We start from the raw sequence: 17,993 nt of genomic DNA, 5'->3' as shown, positions 1-17,993 counted from the left end.
CGGGCCTACAAATTTGTACGGCGGGCAAGCGAAGCGCCCCCGCCAAAATAGTGTTATCAAGCGCTGCGGCGCAGCATACCTTGTTTTTTCAGCCATACCAGCAGAATGGAGATGGCGGCAGGCGTTATGCCAGAAATACGCGATGCCTGACCGATCGAAACGGGTTTGTGATCGTTCAGCTTAGCGATAACTTCATTCGACAAGCCAGAGACCTGACGATAATCCAGCGTTGCAGGCAACAGGGTGTTTTCATTGCGCTGTTGTCTTTCAATTTCTTCCAGCTGACGGGCAATATACCCTTCATATTTCACCTGAATCTCAACCTGTTCTGCGGCCTGAGCATCATCAAGCGCGGGTGCGAACGCAGATAAAGAGGTCAACTGAGCATAAGTCATATCCGGGCGACGCAGCAGATCTTCACCGCTCGCTTCACGTGACAGAGGTGTCGCCAGGTGAGCATTCACTTCTGCTGCGGATTCCGCTAACGGATTCACCCAGGTTGATTTGAGACGTTGGCGTTCCTGTTCGATGCGCTCCAGTTTCTCGTTGAAGCGAGCCCAGCGCTCATCGTCCACCAGACCCAGTTCACGACCAATTTCGGTCAGACGCAGGTCGGCGTTATCTTCACGCAGCATCAAACGGTATTCAGCGCGAGATGTGAACATACGGTACGGTTCTTTGGTGCCCAGCGTACACAGGTCGTCCACCAGCACGCCAAGATAAGCCTGATCGCGACGCGGTGCCCACCCCTCTTTTTCAGCAGACAAACGTGCGGCGTTCAGACCAGCCAGCATGCCTTGTGCGGCGGCTTCTTCATAACCAGTTGTACCGTTAATCTGGCCCGCAAAGAACAGACCCTGGATGAATTTGCTTTCCAGAGTAGGTTTTAGATCACGCGGATCGAAGAAATCATACTCAATTGCGTAGCCAGGGCGGACGATTCTGGCATTTTCCATCCCCTGCATGGAGCGGACAATTTGCATCTGCACATCGAACGGCAGGCTGGTGGAGATGCCATTCGGGTAAATTTCGTTAGAGGTTAGACCTTCCGGTTCGAGGAAGATCTGATGCTGGTTACGATCGGCAAAGCGCATCACTTTGTCTTCGATCGACGGGCAGTAGCGTGGGCCGATACCTTCGATCACGCCAGCGTACATTGGGCTACGATCGAGGTTATTGCGGATCACGTCATGGGTTTTCTCATTGGTATGCGTGATGTAACACGGCATCTGGCGCGGATGTTGAGAAGCATCGCCCAGGAATGAGAAGACCGGCATCGGGTTATCGCTGTTTTGCTGGCTGAGCACGCTGAAATCAATCGTGCGCGCATCGATACGCGGCGGTGTACCGGTTTTCAGGCGGCTGACGCGCAGCGGCAGTTCACGCAGACGGCGTGACAGCGGGATGGACGGCGGATCGCCAGCGCGGCCACCGCTGTAGTTATCCAGACCAATATGAATTTTGCCGTCGAGGAAAGTCCCCACGGTTAATACGACCGCTTTGGCACGGAACTTCAGTCCCATTTGGGTTACTGCACCCACAACGCGATCGTTTTCGACAATCAGATCTTCAACCGCCTGCTGGAAGATCATCAGGTTGGGTTGATTCTCCAGCGCAGTGCGTACCGCCTGGCGATAGAGCACACGATCGGCCTGAGCTCGGGTAGCGCGAACGGCTGGCCCTTTGCTTGCGTTTAGTATCCTAAACTGGATACCCGCGTGGTCGATCGCTTTTGCCATCAACCCACCAAGCGCATCCACTTCTTTTACCAGGTGTCCCTTCCCAATACCGCCGATCGCCGGGTTGCAGCTCATCTGCCCCAGAGTGTCGATATTGTGTGTCAAAAGCAGAGTCTGTTGACCCATTCGCGCCGCGGCCATTGCGGCCTCGGTGCCTGCATGACCCCCGCCAATGATGATGACGTCAAAAGGATCCTGATAAAACATGGTAATTGCCTCGCATAACGCGGTGTGAAAATGGATTGAAGCCCGGGCCGTGGATTCTACTCAACTTTAGTCGATGGAGAAAGACCTGGGATCCTGGGTATTAAAAAGAAGATCTTTTTATTTAGAGATCTGTTTTATTGTGATCTCTTATTAGGATCGCACCTTTCTGTGGATAAGGACGATCCTTTAAGTAAGATCAACAGGTTGCTGAGGATCATTAGCTGTGAATGATCGGTGATCCTGGTCCGTATAAGCTGGGATCAGAATGAAGGGTTATACACAACTCAAAAACTGAACAACGGTTGTTCTTGGGATAACTACCGGTTGATCCAAGCTTTTAACCAGAGTTATCCACATAAAAAAGTACGATCTTTACAAATCTCTGAGCAACGGATGCCATGATCCCAGCCAAATTTCAGCCGGATCTTCCGGAATTTCATGTTCCAGCACGTTGATCCTGAGAGTTTCGCCGATCTGTTTTGCCCCACTGGCCTTCAATTCGGCTTCCAGCTTGTCGATTGCGCCGCAAAAGGTGTCATATTCACGACTGCCGATCCCGATTGCACCAAAGCGCACTAGTGACAGGTCCGGCTTTTGCTCGCGTAACGCATCATATAAAGGCTGCAGGTTGTCAGGAATATCTCCCGCACCGTGCGTGGAGCTGATAATCAGCCAGATCCCGTCAGTCGGAACCTCTTCAAGCATTGGCCCATGCAGTATTTCGCTGGAAAAACCGGCGTCGTCCAGCTTTTCAGCCAGATGCTCTGCTACATATTCCGCACTGCCAAGCGTACTACCGCTGATAAGAGTGATGTCTGCCATGATCGCCCACCTTTATAAAGAGGGCGTATTGTACGCTGTGAGCGAGCTGGGATCTACCTGTGGAAAACCAGGGTATTAAAAAAAGCGATCACGGCTTGATGGTACGCATGATCGGGTTTTGCAGGACGATCAGCGTTTCCGTGGACTGAATTTCGTCAATTGTTTGGATCTTGTTGATAAGTACCTGCTGCAATGCGTCGATCGACTTGCACATCACCTTAATAAAGATGCTGTAGTGCCCGGTGGTGTAATACGCTTCGGTCACTTCATCGAGGCTTTCCAGTCTGGCCAGCGCTGACGGATAGTCTTTCGCACTTTTCAGGATGATGCCGATAAAGCAGCCGACGTCATAACCCAATTGTTTGGGACTAACATCAATCCGCGCGCCGGTAATAATCCCCGCCTGCTTCATCTTTTCTACGCGAACGTGAATTGTTCCTGGGCTGACGCCGAACTGTTTGGCTAATTCTGCGTAGGCGGTACGAGCATTTTCCATTAAGGCGTCAAGAATGCCGCGGTCCAGATTGTCGATCTGATAATTTTCCATAGGTTTTTCTTATGTAGATTAATGATTCACTCTATTTTAGACGTAATTTTTAACGAATCAAAATCGAAGTCGGCTTTTTGTTTGTTGATTATTGATTATTACCTCCATTCTGTTGCTTAATCATAGGCAACAGGACACAGGAGTACACATAATGAAAACCGCTTACATTGCCAAACAACGTCAAATTAGCTTCGTAAAATCTCATTTTTCTCGCCAGCTGGAAGAGCGTTTAGGCCTGATCGAAGTTCAGGCGCCGATCCTCAGTCGCGTTGGAGATGGCACGCAGGATAACTTGTCGGGCTGCGAAAAAGCGGTGCAGGTGAAGGTTAAAGCATTGCCAGACGCTCAATTCGAAGTGGTTCATTCACTGGCGAAGTGGAAGCGTCAAACGTTAGGACAACACGACTTTAGCGCAGGCGAGGGGCTGTACACGCACATGAAAGCCCTGCGTCCCGATGAAGATCGCCTCTCCCCGCTGCACTCAGTGTACGTTGACCAGTGGGACTGGGAGCGCGTGATGGGCGACGGTGAGCGTCAATTCTCCACTCTGAAAAGCACGGTAGAGGCTATCTGGGCGGGAATTAAGGCCACCGAAGCTGCGGTTAGCAAAGAGTTTGGTCTGGCACCGTTCCTGCCAGAGCAGATCCACTTTGTTCATAGCCAGGAGCTGTTATCTCGTTATCCGGATCTTGATGCAAAAGGTCGTGAACGTGCGATCGCTAAAGAGCTGGGTGCGGTATTCCTGGTGGGGATCGGCGGTAAGCTCAGTGACGGTCACCGTCATGACGTACGTGCGCCCGATTATGATGACTGGAGTTCAGCGTCCGAGCTGGGTCATGCCGGTCTGAACGGTGATATTCTGGTCTGGAACCCGGTTCTGGAAGATGCGTTTGAGCTGTCTTCTATGGGGATTCGTGTGGATGCTGACGCCCTGAAACACCAGCTGTCTCTGACCGGTGATGAAGATCGCCTGAGTCTGGAGTGGCACCAGGCGCTGCTGCGCGGTGAAATGCCGCAGACAATAGGTGGCGGCATTGGGCAGTCGCGTCTGACCATGCTGTTGCTGCAATTACCGCACATTGGTCAGGTTCAGTGTGGCGTATGGCCGGCCCAGGTACGTGAAAGCGTCGCATCTCTGCTGTAACAATTAACGCCGCCAGCGTCTGAGCAGGCGGCTTCGCATCCCGGTATCAAAGCGCCAGATATGATCGAAAATGCGCATGATGCCGGGTTTGCCATGTGCTGACATCGCCACCGCGTGAAAACGGTGCTGGTGTACCCGCTGTAATTCCCCTACTTTGCTGACGACCTCATCGGGCAATCGCTGAGCGATAAAATCTGAGATCACCACCGCATCTGCATCAAACCATTCCCGACCCTGCATGCGCTCAATTATGGCGCGAAAACAGCTGGCAATATCAGTGCCGCCACGAAAGCGCTGACTTAAAAAGCGGATCGCCTGTTCGATGCCCTCCGGACCGGAAAGCTCATAGCGCACCACTTCTGTTGAAAACAGCATAATGAAACAGCGCCGGTTATCGGCAAGGGCGACGCGCATTAGCGCCAGGCAAAAGGCTTTCGCACACTGCTCATTAAACCCGCCCATCGATCCCGAGGTATCAACGCAGACGATAAAAGGCCCGCGCGGCTGCTCGTCAAAATCCTGATGCACCACCGGACGTTCCGTTACTTTCTCACGCCATGCTTCGCCGTGCAGGCGGTAGGTGAGCAGTTGCTTTTCCACCAGCCGTCGGTAGAACTCGTATTCCAGTTCGGTAATGCCCAGCGTGGCCAGCTCTGGCGGTAGCAGGCGCAGGATATCGTCACTTTGCTGGATGCCATCCACCTGCTCCGGGACGGTTGCCGGTTCGCGCACCAGCGTACGGAAGGTTTCCATTGGCGCATCTTTACGCGGCACGGATTTCGCCTCTCTGGAACGACCTAATTGCTCGGCCAGGCGCTGGAGTTCGGGTTGTTGCGTCAGAAATTCTCCGTATTTCACCATCAACTGATAATCACCGCGCTTGATTTGGCCCGCGCTCATGTCCCACAACCGGCCTGCTGCGTTGTCATTTTCTGCCAGTACAGGTTCCAGTTGCCCGCTGAGGGTCATCCGTTCTTGTACTTCACTGAGCAAATGTTCGCGCTCTTCTTCCAGCAGTTGCTGATTCAGCGTTGTGGTTTGCACCACCAGGCTCAGGCGCCAGCGCTGGAGAAAAAGCGTATGTAGGGCAGGCGTAAAGGTGCTGTTGTCATTGACCAGTTGCTGCGCTTGCCCGGCCCACGGCGAATGGAGGCGGTGCAATAGCGATAATATTTGCGGTAGCTGAACGATAAACTGCGCATGAGAGAGGAGCTGGCTTTGTTGATAGCACATAACCTCCTCTATCAGCTCCGGCGGTACATGGGTATCTTTGAGGCGGCTACGCAATGATTCACGCCAGCGGGGAATGTCGTCAGTGATCGCTTTTTTAAGGCGAGGAAATTTTTTAAAAAATACCACCATCTTTGGGGAAGCCAGCAGGGCGACGATCATCTCTTCGATCATCGCCTCTTCGCTGACTGCCAGCATGATGTTGAGCGTATCAAGGGTCAGCATTGTTGCGCCTGGCGGATTTGCGCCCCGACATCCTGCAGGCTGGCCTCAATGCGGCCTAACCAGTCGCTATGAATAAACAGGCATTTTTGCTGTTCGCTGAATGCGCTGTGCTGCTGATGCCACTCGTTATCGAGCGCTTCAAGCTCCTGTTTTATCTCTGCGGGCATACTCTCTTGCGAAGCCCCCGGCAGCGCCAGGCGAGAACCTTGTAAACTGACATCGCGTACAACCAGATGCTGTGCGCTATCGACTTCCATATTCAGCGTTTGGGCAAAGCCGATCCCGTTTAGTTTTCCGCGGATCTCACCGCCTTTTGTTAGCCACAGTTCCAGCGCACCACGTTCGAAAGCTATATGGATAACCTCCATATCATGCAGTTTTAAAGGCTTTTGCAGCAGTAATGTCACGACAGAAGACGAGGCTTCTGGCGGTAAATCATAATGAGGACGACGGCTGAACATTCCGCCCTGGCGGATCACCGTGAACGCCGTTTTGTCGCTTTGCTGCTGCTGGAGCTGAATGCGGCGCTGCACAATGCTGCCCAGGCGCGTCAGCATGGCTTGCTGTTGCCAGGCGTGTCCGGTCATCAATATTTCAAGCTGCTGTTGCATCAGATTCAGGCTTTGCGCGTCGTACCACAGGCAATCTTTCAGCAGGATCAGGTCGATAGGTACTACCGCATCGCGTCCGCTAAAGAAAGCGCTGGCCTGGAGTAAGCGGATCGCTTTTTTCCAGCGACGATCGGACACATAAGGAGCATTCGGTAACACGTCCAACTGTTGGCGCAGCGTGAAAATGAGCTCAAACACGCGATCTGGAAGCTTGATGGCACCAATGTCTTTTTGCCACTGGTGATACTCTTCATCCGTCACCTGCAATGATGCCGGGACCGGATTGTCGCTTTCATTCTGCTGACTTAACAGCATGGAGCGGAAATTGGCCTTGTCCTGAACTTTATCCAGCCACAGACGAATCAGCATACGGTCGTACAGCGCTTCCAGGCTGCTGTCGGCTTCAGGCAGTTCGTTGGAAGCCGCCACCAGCAGACGCATTGGAATTTTTTCTTCATACGCGCCGTTACGGAAGTGACGTTCGTTAATGGCGGTCAGCAGGGTGTTAAGGATTGCCGGGCCTGCTTTCCAGATTTCATCGAGAAAAACGATTTCAGCTTCAGGAAGATAGCCCGCCGTTAAGCGTTCATAGCGACCTTCATCTTTTAATGCCTGAATGGACAGCGGACCAAACACCTCTTCGGGCGTAGAGAAGCGCGTCATCAGGTATTCAAAGGCGCGTGCGTTTTGGAAGGCAAACTTCAGTCGGCGGGCAATTAAGCTTTTTGCGATCCCCGGGGGGCCTAATAAGAAAACGCTCTCGCCGCTGAGTGCTGCCAGCAGACACAGACGAATGGCGTGGCTACGTTCATAAAGTCCCTTTTCCAGCGCATTGCTCAGACGGGAAATTCTTTCCGCTAATAAATGTGGGTGAGCCATAATGAAGTGGCGTCCTTTCGCCAAATGTACTGCATAAACTGCGAGTATAGATGCTTCACACCATTGCAGTAATAGACTGAAGGTGCGCTTATTTTTCTTTGAGCCAGATTAATCTGGTCTCATTTAGGGGTACGATTTTGTGATTAATCGTGCATACTGTGCGCCTTTTTGTGGGCCAAGGGACGACGCACACATTTCTTATATATACACCAAATCAATCAAGCTGCACCAAGGCGGCAATGGAGTTTTCTTCTGGGATGGGGGGAATAACGAATGCAGCCCATACGGAGTGGCTTGAAAGATGATGTGTATAAACGAAAGACGAGTCTATGAGCACTGATAATAAACAATCATTGTCTGCGATTACCCTTGCGGCCATTGGGGTTGTCTACGGTGATATTGGTACCAGCCCACTTTATACGCTTCGTGAATGTTTGTCCGGCCAGTTTGGTTTTGGCGTTGAACGTGATGCCGTATTTGGTTTTCTCTCGCTGATTTTCTGGCTGCTGATCTTTGTTGTCTCCATTAAATACCTGACGTTTGTCATGCGCGCAGATAACGCCGGAGAAGGCGGGATCCTGACGCTGATGTCATTGGCCGGGCGCAATACCTCGGCGCGAACAACCTCCATGCTGGTCATTATGGGATTGATAGGCGGCAGCTTCTTCTATGGTGAAGTGGTGATTACGCCAGCCATTTCGGTGATGTCTGCAATTGAAGGTCTGGAGATAGTTGCCCCGCAACTGGATACCTGGATTGTTCCGCTCTCGATAATTGTGCTGACCCTGCTGTTTTTGATTCAAAAACACGGTACCGGTATGGTCGGTAAGCTGTTTGCGCCGATTATGCTGCTATGGTTCCTGACGCTCGCGGTATTAGGCGTGCGCAGTATTATTGGCAATCCGGAAGTGTTGCAGGCGCTCAATCCGTATTGGGCGGTGCATTTCTTCCTCGAATTCAAAACGCTGTCCTTTATCGCGCTGGGTGCGGTGGTGCTGTCGATTACCGGTGTTGAAGCGCTGTATGCGGATATGGGCCACTTCGGTAAATTGCCGATTCGTCTGGCATGGTTCTCAGTTGTATTGCCTTCACTGGTGCTGAACTATTTTGGGCAGGGCGCGTTGCTGTTAAAGCATCCTGAAGCGATCAAAAACCCGTTTTTCCTGCTGGCGCCGGACTGGGCATTAATTCCATTGTTGATCCTCGCCGCGCTGGCAACGGTCATCGCCTCTCAGGCGGTTATCTCCGGCGTCTTCTCGCTGACGCGTCAGGCCGTACGTCTGGGGTATTTATCGCCGATGCGTATCATCCATACCTCGGAAATGGAATCGGGCCAGATTTACATTCCTTTCGTTAACTGGATGCTCTATTTTGCGGTAGTTATCGTGATAGTGAGCTTTGAACACTCCAGTAACCTTGCCGCGGCGTATGGGATTGCGGTAACGGGGACGATGGTACTGACTTCAATTCTGTCGACCACCGTGGCGCGCAAAAACTGGCACTGGAATAAATACTTCGTCTTCCTGATCCTGGTGGCGTTCTTGTGCGTCGATGTTCCGCTGTTCTCCGCGAACCTCGATAAGCTTATTTCCGGTGGTTGGCTGCCTCTGACGCTGGGTCTGGTGATGTTCACCATCATGACCACCTGGAAAAGCGAACGCTTCCGTCTGCTGCGTCGCATGCATGAACACGGTAACTCTCTGGAGGCGATGATTGCTTCTCTGGAGAAATCGCCACCGGTACGCGTGCCGGGAACGGCGGTGTATATGTCCCGCGCATTAAACGTCATCCCGTTTGCACTTCTGCACAACCTCAAGCATAACAAGGTGCTGCATGAGCGCGTTATTCTGCTGACGTTGCGTACGGAAGATGCGCCATACGTGCACAACGTGCGTAGGGTGCAGATTGAGCAGTTATCGCCCACCTTCTGGCGCGTGGTGGCCAGCTACGGCTGGCGCGAAACGCCGAACGTGGAGGAAGTGTTCCATCGCTGCGGCCTGGAAGGCTTAAGCTGTCGGATGATGGAAACGTCCTTCTTCATGTCGCATGAGTCGTTGATTGTTGGCAAGCGGCCATGGTACCTGCGTCTGCGCGGCAAGCTGTATCTGCTGCTACAGCGCAACGCGCTGCGCGCGCCGGACCAGTTTGAAATCCCACCGAACCGGGTTATTGAGCTTGGTACTCAGGTAGAGATTTAATCTCATCGACGCCCTCTTTCATCGCGAAAGGGGGCGTTTTGTTTTGCCCCTCTCAGTTTTCATTTCATCAAATGATAATCCTTGCGAAACGTTTCGATGGCGATCACATTTTCGTAACGTCGCGGTGGTTTTCTGTCCACTCTTCGCACTACACTTATCTCCAGCGAAACGTTTCGCTAGTGGGGAAAGAAAATGAAGAAAGGCACGGTACTCAACTCTGAAATTTCAACGGTGATCTCCCGTCTGGGGCATACCGATACGCTGGTGGTGTGTGATGCAGGTTTACCCATCCCGAACAGCACAACGCGTATTGATATGGCATTAACCCAGGGCGTACCTTCTTTTATGCAGGTGCTGGATGTGGTCACACGTGAAATGCAGGTCGAGGCAGCCATTCTCGCGTCGGAAATTAAACAACATAATCCGCAACTCCACGAAACGTTGCTCAGCCACATTGAGCAACTGCAACAACACCAGGGAAACACCATAGAAATTCGTTACACCACGCATGAACAATTCAAAAAACAAACCGCAGACAGTCAGGCGGTAATTCGCAGCGGAGAATGTTCTCCGTATGCGAATATCATTCTCTGTGCTGGCGTCACGTTCTGAGGCCATCATGAACGCATTACTGCAACTCAAAGGGATCGATAAAGCGTTCCCGGGCGTAAAAGCGCTATCCGGCGCCGCGCTGAATGTCTACCCTGGCCGCGTAATGGCGCTGGTGGGCGAAAACGGCGCGGGCAAATCCACCATGATGAAAGTGCTGACCGGGATCTATACCCGTGATGCCGGTTCTTTATTGTGGCTGGGGAAAGAGACCACCTTTAACGGCCCGAAATCCTCCCAGGAAGCCGGAATCGGTATCATCCACCAGGAGCTGAACCTGATCCCGCAACTCACTATCGCCGAGAACATTTTTCTTGGCCGTGAGTTTGTGAATCGCTTTGGCAAAATTGACTGGAAGAAGATGTACGCCGAAGCTGATCTGCTGCTCGCCAAACTGAATCTGCGCTTTAAAAGCGACAGACTGGTTGGTGAGCTGTCGATTGGCGATCAGCAGATGGTCGAAATTGCCAAAGTGCTGAGCTTTGAATCGAAGGTCATCATTATGGATGAACCGACGGATGCCCTCACCGATACCGAAACCGAATCCCTGTTCCGCGTCATCCGCGAACTGAAATCCCAGGGACGCGGCATTGTCTATATTTCTCACCGTATGAAAGAGATCTTCGAGATTTGCGATGACGTAACCGTCTTCCGCGACGGGCAGTTTATTGCCGAACGTGAGGTTGCCTCGCTGACTGAAGACTCGCTGATTGAAATGATGGTGGGACGTAAGCTGGAAGATCAGTACCCGCGCTTGGAAAAAGCGCCGGGTGATATTCGCCTGAAGGTCGATAACCTGTGCGGTCCTGGCGTAAACGATGTTTCGTTCACGCTGCGTAAAGGCGAGATCCTTGGCGTATCCGGGCTGATGGGGGCCGGACGTACCGAACTGATGAAAGTATTGTACGGCGCATTGCCGCGCACCAGCGGTTACGTCACGCTTGATGGCCATGAAGTGGTTACCCGTTCGCCGCAGGATGGGTTGGCTAACGGCATCGTCTATATTTCTGAAGACCGTAAACGCGATGGCTTAGTGCTGGGCATGTCGGTGAAAGAGAACATGTCACTGACCGCGCTGCGTTATTTCAGCCGCGCCGGTGGAAGCCTTAAACATAAAGATGAGCAGCAGGCGGTGGGTGATTTTATTCGTCTGTTCAATGTTAAAACACCATCAATGGAACAGGCTATCGGCCTGCTTTCCGGTGGTAACCAGCAGAAAGTGGCGATTGCGCGCGGTCTGATGACCCGGCCAAAAGTGCTGATCCTTGATGAACCAACGCGCGGCGTTGACGTTGGGGCCAAGAAAGAAATCTATCAGCTTATCAACCAGTTTAAGGCTGACGGGCTGAGCATCATTCTGGTCTCCTCTGAGATGCCAGAAGTATTGGGCATGAGCGATCGAATTATCGTTATGCATGAAGGGCATCTCGGCGGTGAGTTCACTCGCGAGCAGGCCACTCAGGAAGTATTAATGGCTGCCGCTGTGGGCAAGCTTAATCGCGTGAATCAGGAGTAAAAAAGATGACTACCCAGGCTGTTTCTGGTCGCCGTTATTTCACTAAAGCATGGCTTCTGGAGCAAAAGTCGCTCATCGCTCTGTTAGTGCTGATCGCGATTGTTTCTACCATGAGCCCTAACTTTTTTACCGTTAATAACCTGTTCAACATTCTCCAGCAAACGTCGGTGAACGCCATCATGGCCGTTGGCATGACGCTGGTTATCCTGACGTCGGGTATCGATCTGTCAGTCGGTTCCTTGCTGGCGCTTACCGGCGCGGTTGCAGCTTCGATTGTAGGGATTGAAGTCAATGCGCTGGTGGCTGTTGCTGCTGCCCTGGCGCTCGGCGCTGCCATTGGCGCCGTCACCGGGGTGATTGTTGCAAAAGGCCGCGTGCAGGCGTTTATTGCAACGCTGGTGATGATGCTGCTGCTGCGCGGTGTAACCATGGTCTACACCAACGGCAGTCCGGTAAATACCGGGTTTACTGATAATGCCGATCTGTTTGGCTGGTTTGGTATTGGTCGTCCGTTAGGCGTCCCGACGCCTGTGTGGATCATGGGGATTGTCTTCCTCGCGGCGTGGTACATGCTGCACCACACTCGTCTGGGCCGTTATATCTATGCGCTGGGCGGTAACGAAGCGGCAACGCGTTTGTCCGGTATCAGCGTCAGTAAAATCAAAATTATCGTTTACTCACTGTGCGGTCTGCTGGCATCGCTGGCGGGCATCATTGAAGTCGCGCGACTCTCCTCCGCACAACCGACGGCAGGTACTGGCTATGAGCTGGATGCTATCGCAGCGGTGGTGTTAGGCGGTACCAGCCTGGCGGGTGGTAAAGGACGTATTGTTGGGACGCTGATCGGCGCATTGATTCTAGGTTTCCTCAATAATGGTTTGAATTTGTTAGGTGTATCCTCCTATTACCAGATGATCGTCAAAGCGGTGGTAATTTTGCTGGCGGTACTGGTAGACAACAAAAAGCAGTAACAACGATTACAGGACATCTTAAATATGAACATGAAAAAACTGGCTACCCTGGTTTCTGCTGTTGCGCTGAGCGCCACCGTGAGCGCGAATGCGATGGCGAAAGATACCATTGCGCTGGTGGTCTCCACCCTCAACAACCCGTTCTTTGTTTCTCTGAAGGATGGGGCGCAAAAAGAGGCGGATAAGCTGGGTTACAACCTGGTGATTCTGGACTCGCAGAACAACCCGGCGAAAGAGCTGGCTAACGTTCAGGACTTAACGGTTCGTGGAACTAAAATTCTGCTGATCAACCCGACTGACTCTGATGCCGTTGGTAATGCTGTGAAGATGGCTAACCAGGCAAAAATTCCGGTTATTACCCTTGACCGTGTTGCCTCCAAAGGCGAAGTAGTAAGCCACATCGCGTCTGATAACGTGTTGGGTGGCAAAATTGCGGGTGATTACATCGCGAAGAAAGCAGGTGAAGGCGCGAAAGTTATCGAACTGCAGGGGATTGCCGGAACTTCAGCGGCGCGTGAGCGTGGCGAAGGTTTCCAGCAGGCCGTTGCGGCACACAAATTTAACGTACTGGCCAGCCAGCCGGCAGACTTCGACCGCACCAAAGGTCTGAACGTCATGCAGAACCTGCTGACCGCGCATCCTGATGTGCAGGCCGTATTTGCCCAGAACGATGAAATGGCGCTGGGTGCGCTGCGCGCACTGCAAACCGCGGGTAAATCTGATGTGATGGTGGTTGGATTTGACGGCACTCCAGATGGCGAAAAAGCAGTAAATGATGGCAAACTGGCTGCGACCATTGCTCAGTTGCCGGATCAGATCGGCGCGAAAGGCGTTGAGACTGCGGATAAAGTCCTGAAAGGCGAGAAGGTTCAGGCTAAATATCCGGTTGACCTGAAGCTGGTCATCAAGCAGTAATACCGATTCAGGTCGCTCGCGGCCTGATGGAGACATAAATACGCCATCCCCGTATCTGATTTTGGGGATGAAAGCGTAAAAAGAAAAGCAGGGCACGCGCCACCCTAACCCGGTGGCGCACTTTGACTTGGAACACCAAATATGAAAACCGCAGGCAACCTCGTTGTTCTTGGCAGTATCAATGCCGATCACATCCTTAACCTTAACTCTTTCCCGACACCTGGTGAAACCGTAACAGGTAGCCATTATCAGGTCGCATTTGGCGGTAAAGGCGCGAATCAGGCTGTTGCTGCGGGTCGTAGTGGCGCGAATATCGCATTCATTGCCTGTACGGGCGATGATGATATTGGCGAAAGTGTGCGTAAACAGTTAGCCAAAGATAACATCGATATTGCGCCGATTAGCGTAATTTCGGGGGAATCGACCGGTGTGGCGTTGATTTTTGTGAATGGTGAAGGTGAGAACGTTATCGGCATTCATGCCGGAGCGAACGCAGCTCTTTCGCCAGCGCTGGTGGAAGCGCAGCATGAGCGTATTGCTCAGGCGTCCGCCTTACTTATGCAGTTAGAATCGCCGATCGAAAGCGTACTGACTGCAGCAAAGATTGCACATCAAAATAAGACCATGGTCGCCCTGAACCCGGCACCGGCACGTGAACTTTCTGATGAACTGCTGGCGCTGGTGGATATTATTACCCCGAATGAAACCGAGGCTGAAAAGCTGACGGGGATCCGGGTCGAAAATGATGAAGACGCGGCCAAAGCGGCGCAGGCATTGCACGCTAAAGGTATCCATACTGTACTGATTACTTTAGGTAGTCGCGGTGTGTGGGCCAGCGTTAATGGCGAAGGACAGCGTGTGCCCGGTTTTAAAGTGGAAGCCGTTGATACTATTGCCGCTGGAGACACCTTTAATGGCGCGTTAATTACGGCGTTGCTGGAAGAGACTCCGCTGCCTGAAGCGATCCGTTTTGCGCATGCCGCTGCGGCGATTGCGGTTACCCGTAAAGGCGCACAGCCTTCCGTTCCGTGGCGCGAAGAAATAGAAGCGTTTTTAAGTCAACAGAGGTAACGCTTGGCTACAATGAAGGACGTCGCCCGCCTGGCGGGTGTTTCCACGTCGACGGTTTCTCACGTCATTAATAAAGATCGCTTTGTCAGTGAGTCCGTCACTGACAAAGTAGAAGCTGCAATTAAAGCGCTTAACTACGCGCCCTCCGCGCTGGCGCGTAGTCTCAAGTTAAACCAGACCCGCACGATTGGCATGTTAATCACTGCCAGTACCAATCCCTTCTATTCTGAACTAGTGCGCGGCGTTGAACGTAGCTGTTTTGAGCGCGGCTACAGCCTGGTGCTGTGCAATACCGAAGGCGATGAACAGCGCATGAACCGTAACCTGGAAACTCTGATGCAAAAACGTGTGGACGGCTTGTTGCTGCTCTGCACCGAAACACATCAGCCTTCCAGAGAGATAATACAGCGTTATCCTTCTATACCGACCGTGATGATGGACTGGTCGCCTTTTGATGGTGAAAGCGATCTGATTCAGGATAACTCCTTGCTGGGCGGGGATTTAGCCACGCAACATCTTATCGAAAAAGGTTTTACGCGCATTGCCTGCATCACCGGGCCGCTGGATAAAACCCCGGCGCGTTTGCGTCTGGAAGGATATCGGGCAGCAATGAAGCGGGCGGGGTTGTCTGTCCCGGAAGGCTACGAGATTACCGGTGACTTTGAGTTCGGCGGCGGCTTTGAAGCTATGCAAACGTTGCTGTCGCATAAACAGCGACCGCAGGCTGTTTTTACCGGCAATGATGCTATGGCAGTTGGCGCGTATCAGGCTCTGTACCAGTCAGGATTGCGCATTCCGCAGGATATGGCTGTGGTGGGTTACGATGATATCGAGCTGGCGCGCTATATGACGCCGCCCCTGACGACCATCCACCAACCAAAAGATGAATTGGGCGAACTGGCCATCGATGTATTAATTCACCGGATGGCGCAGCCAGCATTACAGCAACAGCGTTTGCAGCTTACTCCTGTTCTGATGGAGCGGGGGTCGGTTTAGGTTTGTGCCGATCTTTGATCAGGTTACGTCCATCTTTGGCTTTTAGCAGCATGAACATCAGCGCGGATATTACCGTGATAGCGCCCATCGTCATAAAGGTGTAGTGGAACTGTTCGACCGTATTGGTTCCTTCCATACCTTCATAGATACGCAGAACGGCGGCGCTGATGGCAACCCCTAAACTGATTGATAACTGCTGAGTAACAGCCAATACGCTGTTGCCGCTGCTGGCATTTTCATCGGTCAGATCCGCCAGAGTGATGGTATTCATTGAAGTAAACTGGGTGGACATCGCCATACCTAAAATGAACAACGGCAGGATTAGCATCCAGATCGGCATGGCAGGAGATTGCAAAGCGAACTGCGCAATCATCAGGCCGATAAATACCGTAACACCCACCAATGTGGTCCTGTAGCCGAGTTTGCGCAGAACCTGCGTCACCATGGATTTTGCCAGAATTGAACCCAACGCTGTTGGCGCCATCATGCAGCCGGCTATCAGAGCCGGATATCCAAATCCTACCTGCAACATCAGCGGCATTAAGAAGGGCACGCAGCCTGTGCCCAGGCGAGTGGCGAGGTTTCCGGCGATCCCAACAGAAAAGGTCCGAGTCTTAAATATCGGAAGCGATATCAGCGGCGTTGGGTGGCGACGCGCATGGCGAATATAGGCGAGTAGTAACAACACACTGGCAAGAATAATACCGAGTGCGACCCAGGTCTCGACAAGCTTCTCACCGAACAATTCAACGCCGCTGGAAAACAACACCAGGCTCAAACCAAACAGAAAGAAACCGGTCATATCAAAACCGCGGCGTGGCGTGGTGAAGTTCGGCATATATTTGCGGGCATAGAAGATACCGGCAATGCCAATTGGAATATTAATCAGGAAGATCCAGTGCCAACTGGCCCATGTAACCAGTACACCGCCCAATACCGGACCTAAAATCGGCCCCACAAGTCCTGGCATGGTGACGAAGTTAAGCACGGGAAGCAGTTCGCTGCGGGGGTAAGCACGCAATAACGCCAGACGGGCAACGGGCATCATCATGGCGCCACCGATCCCCTGAATGACACGGAAAATCACCAGCTCGCTTAAGGAACTGGACAGCGCGCAGGCCAGCGATCCCAACGTAAACAGGCTAACGGCAATCATAAAGACGCGTCGGGTACCAAATCGGTCTGCCAGCCAACCACTTACCGGGATCAGCATCGCGACAGTCAGGGTATAGCTGATAATGGCCGACTGCATGGCGAGTGGAGAGCGGTTAAGACTATGTGCTATTGCGGGTAGGGCGGTATTGAGGATCGTGGCGTCTAGTGCCTGCATAAAAAAGGCCATGGCTGCTATCCACGGTAGCCCGGCCATACTGCGTGATTTCTTTTCTGACATATTATTTATCCGGTAGCACGTTCGGTGCTATCAGCAATGCCTGACAGGCAGCAAAGGCGCGATCGCCATCGTTATCATCTATTGCGTCGACAATGGCCTGGTGCAAATCCAGTTTCACCACATCGTTATAGGTAATAGAGGTAAAGTAGGTCTGGTAAACCGAATGGAACAGAGATGCAAAGGAAATAAGGAACGGATTCGCACTCATTTCATAGATGTGCTCATGCCAGGCGATATCAACCTCAATCCAGCGTTCGCGTCTGAAGTTTCTTTTCAGCTCGACCATCTCTTCCATCAGCGTGTTGAGGTGCGCTTTCTGTTCAGCCGTACCTATAGTCGCTGCCAGTAAGCACGCCTGAGGCTCCAGGCTGATACGCATCACCAGAAAATGTTTAATGACCTGCGGGAAATTATCTTCCGTCATCCACCAGGTGAGTAGCTCCTGGTCAAGGAAGTTCCAGTTTGCTTGCGGCATGACGCGTGTGCCAATACGTGGGCGCGGTAATACCATACCTTTTGCCGTTAATGTTTTTACCGCCTCTCTTACCGCGGTGCGACTCACGCCAAACTGATCGCCCAGCTCTATTTCGCCAGGCAATATCGCACCCGGCGCGTATTCACCTTTTAATATTCGCTGAGCCAGCTTTTCGGCCAGAACGTAGGACAAGTTTTTCTGTGCGGCTAGCTGTTGGGCATTTAACGGCATGAATGTTCTTCCTTACTCTTTTTCTTATTCATTAGTATGCCACCTGGAAGTGTGATTGCGGCTGCAAAAACGGCAATTTGCTTATTTTATGGCATGTTAATGGTTGTTTTGGTGAAAAAACACGCACTCGGAAAGTTATTTTAAATTTCCCCTTGTCAGCCTGAAATAACTCCCTATAATGCGCCTCCACTGACACGGAACAACGGATTACAAG

The 17,993-nt window shown here is 52.2% G+C and carries 15 protein-coding genes; 8 read left to right on the top strand and 7 right to left on the bottom strand.

From position 1 onward, the window contains the following. Positions 1-56: 56 nt before the first annotated feature. From mnmG to asnC, 3 genes are all read right to left on the bottom strand, one after another. Positions 57-1,946: a tRNA uridine-5-carboxymethylaminomethyl(34) synthesis enzyme MnmG gene (gene mnmG / locus OGY08_RS09685; protein WP_125363082.1), complete on the bottom strand. Its 1,890-nt coding sequence runs from the start codon at positions 1,944-1,946 to the stop codon at positions 57-59. Between the two features lie 372 nt (positions 1,947-2,318). Continuing rightward, positions 2,319-2,768 (bottom strand): FMN-binding protein MioC, encoded by a 450-nt coding sequence (mioC, locus tag OGY08_RS09680; protein ID WP_125363083.1) that lies wholly within the window; start codon positions 2,766-2,768, stop codon positions 2,319-2,321. Between the two features lie 88 nt (positions 2,769-2,856). After that, positions 2,857-3,315 (bottom strand): transcriptional regulator AsnC, encoded by a 459-nt coding sequence (gene asnC, locus OGY08_RS09675; RefSeq protein WP_003023780.1) that lies wholly within the window; start codon positions 3,313-3,315, stop codon positions 2,857-2,859. A gap of 151 nt (positions 3,316-3,466) precedes the next feature. Here asnC and asnA point away from each other — a divergent pair, with 151 nt between their 5' ends. Then, positions 3,467-4,459 (top strand): aspartate--ammonia ligase, encoded by a 993-nt coding sequence (asnA, locus tag OGY08_RS09670; RefSeq protein WP_003827009.1) that lies wholly within the window; start codon positions 3,467-3,469, stop codon positions 4,457-4,459. Positions 4,460-4,462: 3 nt separating this feature from the next. On the opposite strand, the gene viaA is transcribed toward asnA, so the two are convergent. Both viaA and ravA read right to left on the bottom strand, forming a co-directional pair. After that, positions 4,463-5,914 carry an ATPase RavA stimulator ViaA gene (gene viaA, locus OGY08_RS09665; RefSeq protein WP_241177178.1) on the bottom strand — a complete coding sequence of 484 codons (1,452 nt, stop codon included), beginning with the start codon at positions 5,912-5,914 and terminating at the stop codon, positions 4,463-4,465. Next, the gene (gene ravA, locus OGY08_RS09660) at positions 5,908-7,404 is read right to left on the bottom strand and encodes an ATPase RavA (protein ID WP_125363085.1); all 1,497 of its coding nucleotides are present in this window, start codon (positions 7,402-7,404) and stop codon (positions 5,908-5,910) included. The genes viaA and ravA overlap by 7 nt, the downstream gene beginning before the upstream one ends. 329 nt (positions 7,405-7,733) lie before the next feature. Here ravA and kup point away from each other — a divergent pair, with 329 nt between their 5' ends. From kup to rbsR, 7 genes are all read left to right on the top strand, one after another. Beyond that, positions 7,734-9,602 (top strand): low affinity potassium transporter Kup, encoded by a 1,869-nt coding sequence (gene kup, locus OGY08_RS09655; RefSeq protein ID WP_003827003.1) that lies wholly within the window; start codon positions 7,734-7,736, stop codon positions 9,600-9,602. 192 nt (positions 9,603-9,794) lie between these two features. Beyond that, positions 9,795-10,214, top strand: a complete 420-nt coding sequence (gene rbsD, locus OGY08_RS09650; RefSeq protein WP_003827001.1) for a D-ribose pyranase — start codon at positions 9,795-9,797, stop codon at positions 10,212-10,214. A gap of 7 nt (positions 10,215-10,221) precedes the next feature. Beyond that, positions 10,222-11,727, top strand: coding sequence for a ribose ABC transporter ATP-binding protein RbsA (gene rbsA / locus OGY08_RS09645; RefSeq protein ID WP_003023764.1), 1,506 nt, complete (start codon positions 10,222-10,224; stop codon positions 11,725-11,727). Positions 11,728-11,732: 5 nt separating this feature from the next. Next, the gene (gene rbsC, locus OGY08_RS09640) at positions 11,733-12,698 is read left to right on the top strand and encodes a ribose ABC transporter permease (RefSeq protein ID WP_003023762.1); all 966 of its coding nucleotides are present in this window, start codon (positions 11,733-11,735) and stop codon (positions 12,696-12,698) included. A 24-nt stretch (positions 12,699-12,722) separates the two neighbouring features. Beyond that, positions 12,723-13,613, top strand: coding sequence for a ribose ABC transporter substrate-binding protein RbsB (gene rbsB / locus OGY08_RS09635; protein WP_003023760.1), 891 nt, complete (start codon positions 12,723-12,725; stop codon positions 13,611-13,613). 141 nt (positions 13,614-13,754) lie between these two features. Continuing rightward, entirely contained in the window at positions 13,755-14,684 is a 930-nt protein-coding gene (gene rbsK / locus OGY08_RS09630; protein WP_003826997.1) for a ribokinase, read from the top strand. 3 nt (positions 14,685-14,687) lie between these two features. Beyond that, a complete protein-coding gene (rbsR, locus tag OGY08_RS09625) occupies positions 14,688-15,680 on the top strand; it encodes a ribose operon transcriptional repressor RbsR (protein ID WP_125363086.1) in 993 nt (330 codons plus the stop codon). On the opposite strand, the gene mdtD is transcribed toward rbsR, so the two are convergent. Both mdtD and OGY08_RS09615 read right to left on the bottom strand, forming a co-directional pair. Next, positions 15,646-17,073, bottom strand: a complete 1,428-nt coding sequence (gene mdtD / locus OGY08_RS09620) for a multidrug transporter subunit MdtD (protein WP_008786557.1) — start codon at positions 17,071-17,073, stop codon at positions 15,646-15,648. The genes rbsR and mdtD overlap by 35 nt on opposite strands. Before the next feature lies 1 nt (position 17,074). Beyond that, entirely contained in the window at positions 17,075-17,779 is a 705-nt protein-coding gene (locus tag OGY08_RS09615) for a FadR/GntR family transcriptional regulator (RefSeq protein ID WP_003023753.1), read from the bottom strand. Positions 17,780-17,993 lie beyond the last annotated feature (214 nt).

It is taken from the genome of Citrobacter sp. Cpo069, from assembly GCF_030332785.1.
GTDB lineage: Bacteria > Pseudomonadota > Gammaproteobacteria > Enterobacterales > Enterobacteriaceae > Citrobacter > Citrobacter portucalensis.
This window is presented reverse-complemented; position numbering and strand designations above follow the sequence as displayed.

Bases quoted from the DNA above. Each gene is read 5' to 3' on its own strand.
- mnmG (WP_125363082.1), bottom strand. From the start codon at position 1,946: ATGTTTTATCAGGATCCTTTTGACGTCATCATCATTGGCGGGGGTCAT.
- mioC (WP_125363083.1), bottom strand. From the start codon at position 2,768: ATGGCAGACATCACTCTTATCAGCGGTAGTACGCTTGGCAGTGCGGAA.
- asnC (WP_003023780.1), bottom strand. From the start codon at position 3,315: ATGGAAAATTATCAGATCGACAATCTGGACCGCGGCATTCTTGACGCC.
- asnA (WP_003827009.1), top strand. From the start codon at position 3,467: ATGAAAACCGCTTACATTGCCAAACAACGTCAAATTAGCTTCGTAAAA.
- viaA (WP_241177178.1), bottom strand. From the start codon at position 5,914: ATGCTGACCCTTGATACGCTCAACATCATGCTGGCAGTCAGCGAAGAG.
- ravA (WP_125363085.1), bottom strand. From the start codon at position 7,404: ATGGCTCACCCACATTTATTAGCGGAAAGAATTTCCCGTCTGAGCAAT.
- kup (WP_003827003.1), top strand. From the start codon at position 7,734: ATGAGCACTGATAATAAACAATCATTGTCTGCGATTACCCTTGCGGCC.
- rbsD (WP_003827001.1), top strand. From the start codon at position 9,795: ATGAAGAAAGGCACGGTACTCAACTCTGAAATTTCAACGGTGATCTCC.
- rbsA (WP_003023764.1), top strand. From the start codon at position 10,222: ATGAACGCATTACTGCAACTCAAAGGGATCGATAAAGCGTTCCCGGGC.
- rbsC (WP_003023762.1), top strand. From the start codon at position 11,733: ATGACTACCCAGGCTGTTTCTGGTCGCCGTTATTTCACTAAAGCATGG.
- rbsB (WP_003023760.1), top strand. From the start codon at position 12,723: ATGAACATGAAAAAACTGGCTACCCTGGTTTCTGCTGTTGCGCTGAGC.
- rbsK (WP_003826997.1), top strand. From the start codon at position 13,755: ATGAAAACCGCAGGCAACCTCGTTGTTCTTGGCAGTATCAATGCCGAT.
- mdtD (WP_008786557.1), bottom strand. From the start codon at position 17,073: ATGTCAGAAAAGAAATCACGCAGTATGGCCGGGCTACCGTGGATAGCA.
- OGY08_RS09615 (WP_003023753.1), bottom strand. From the start codon at position 17,779: ATGCCGTTAAATGCCCAACAGCTAGCCGCACAGAAAAACTTGTCCTAC.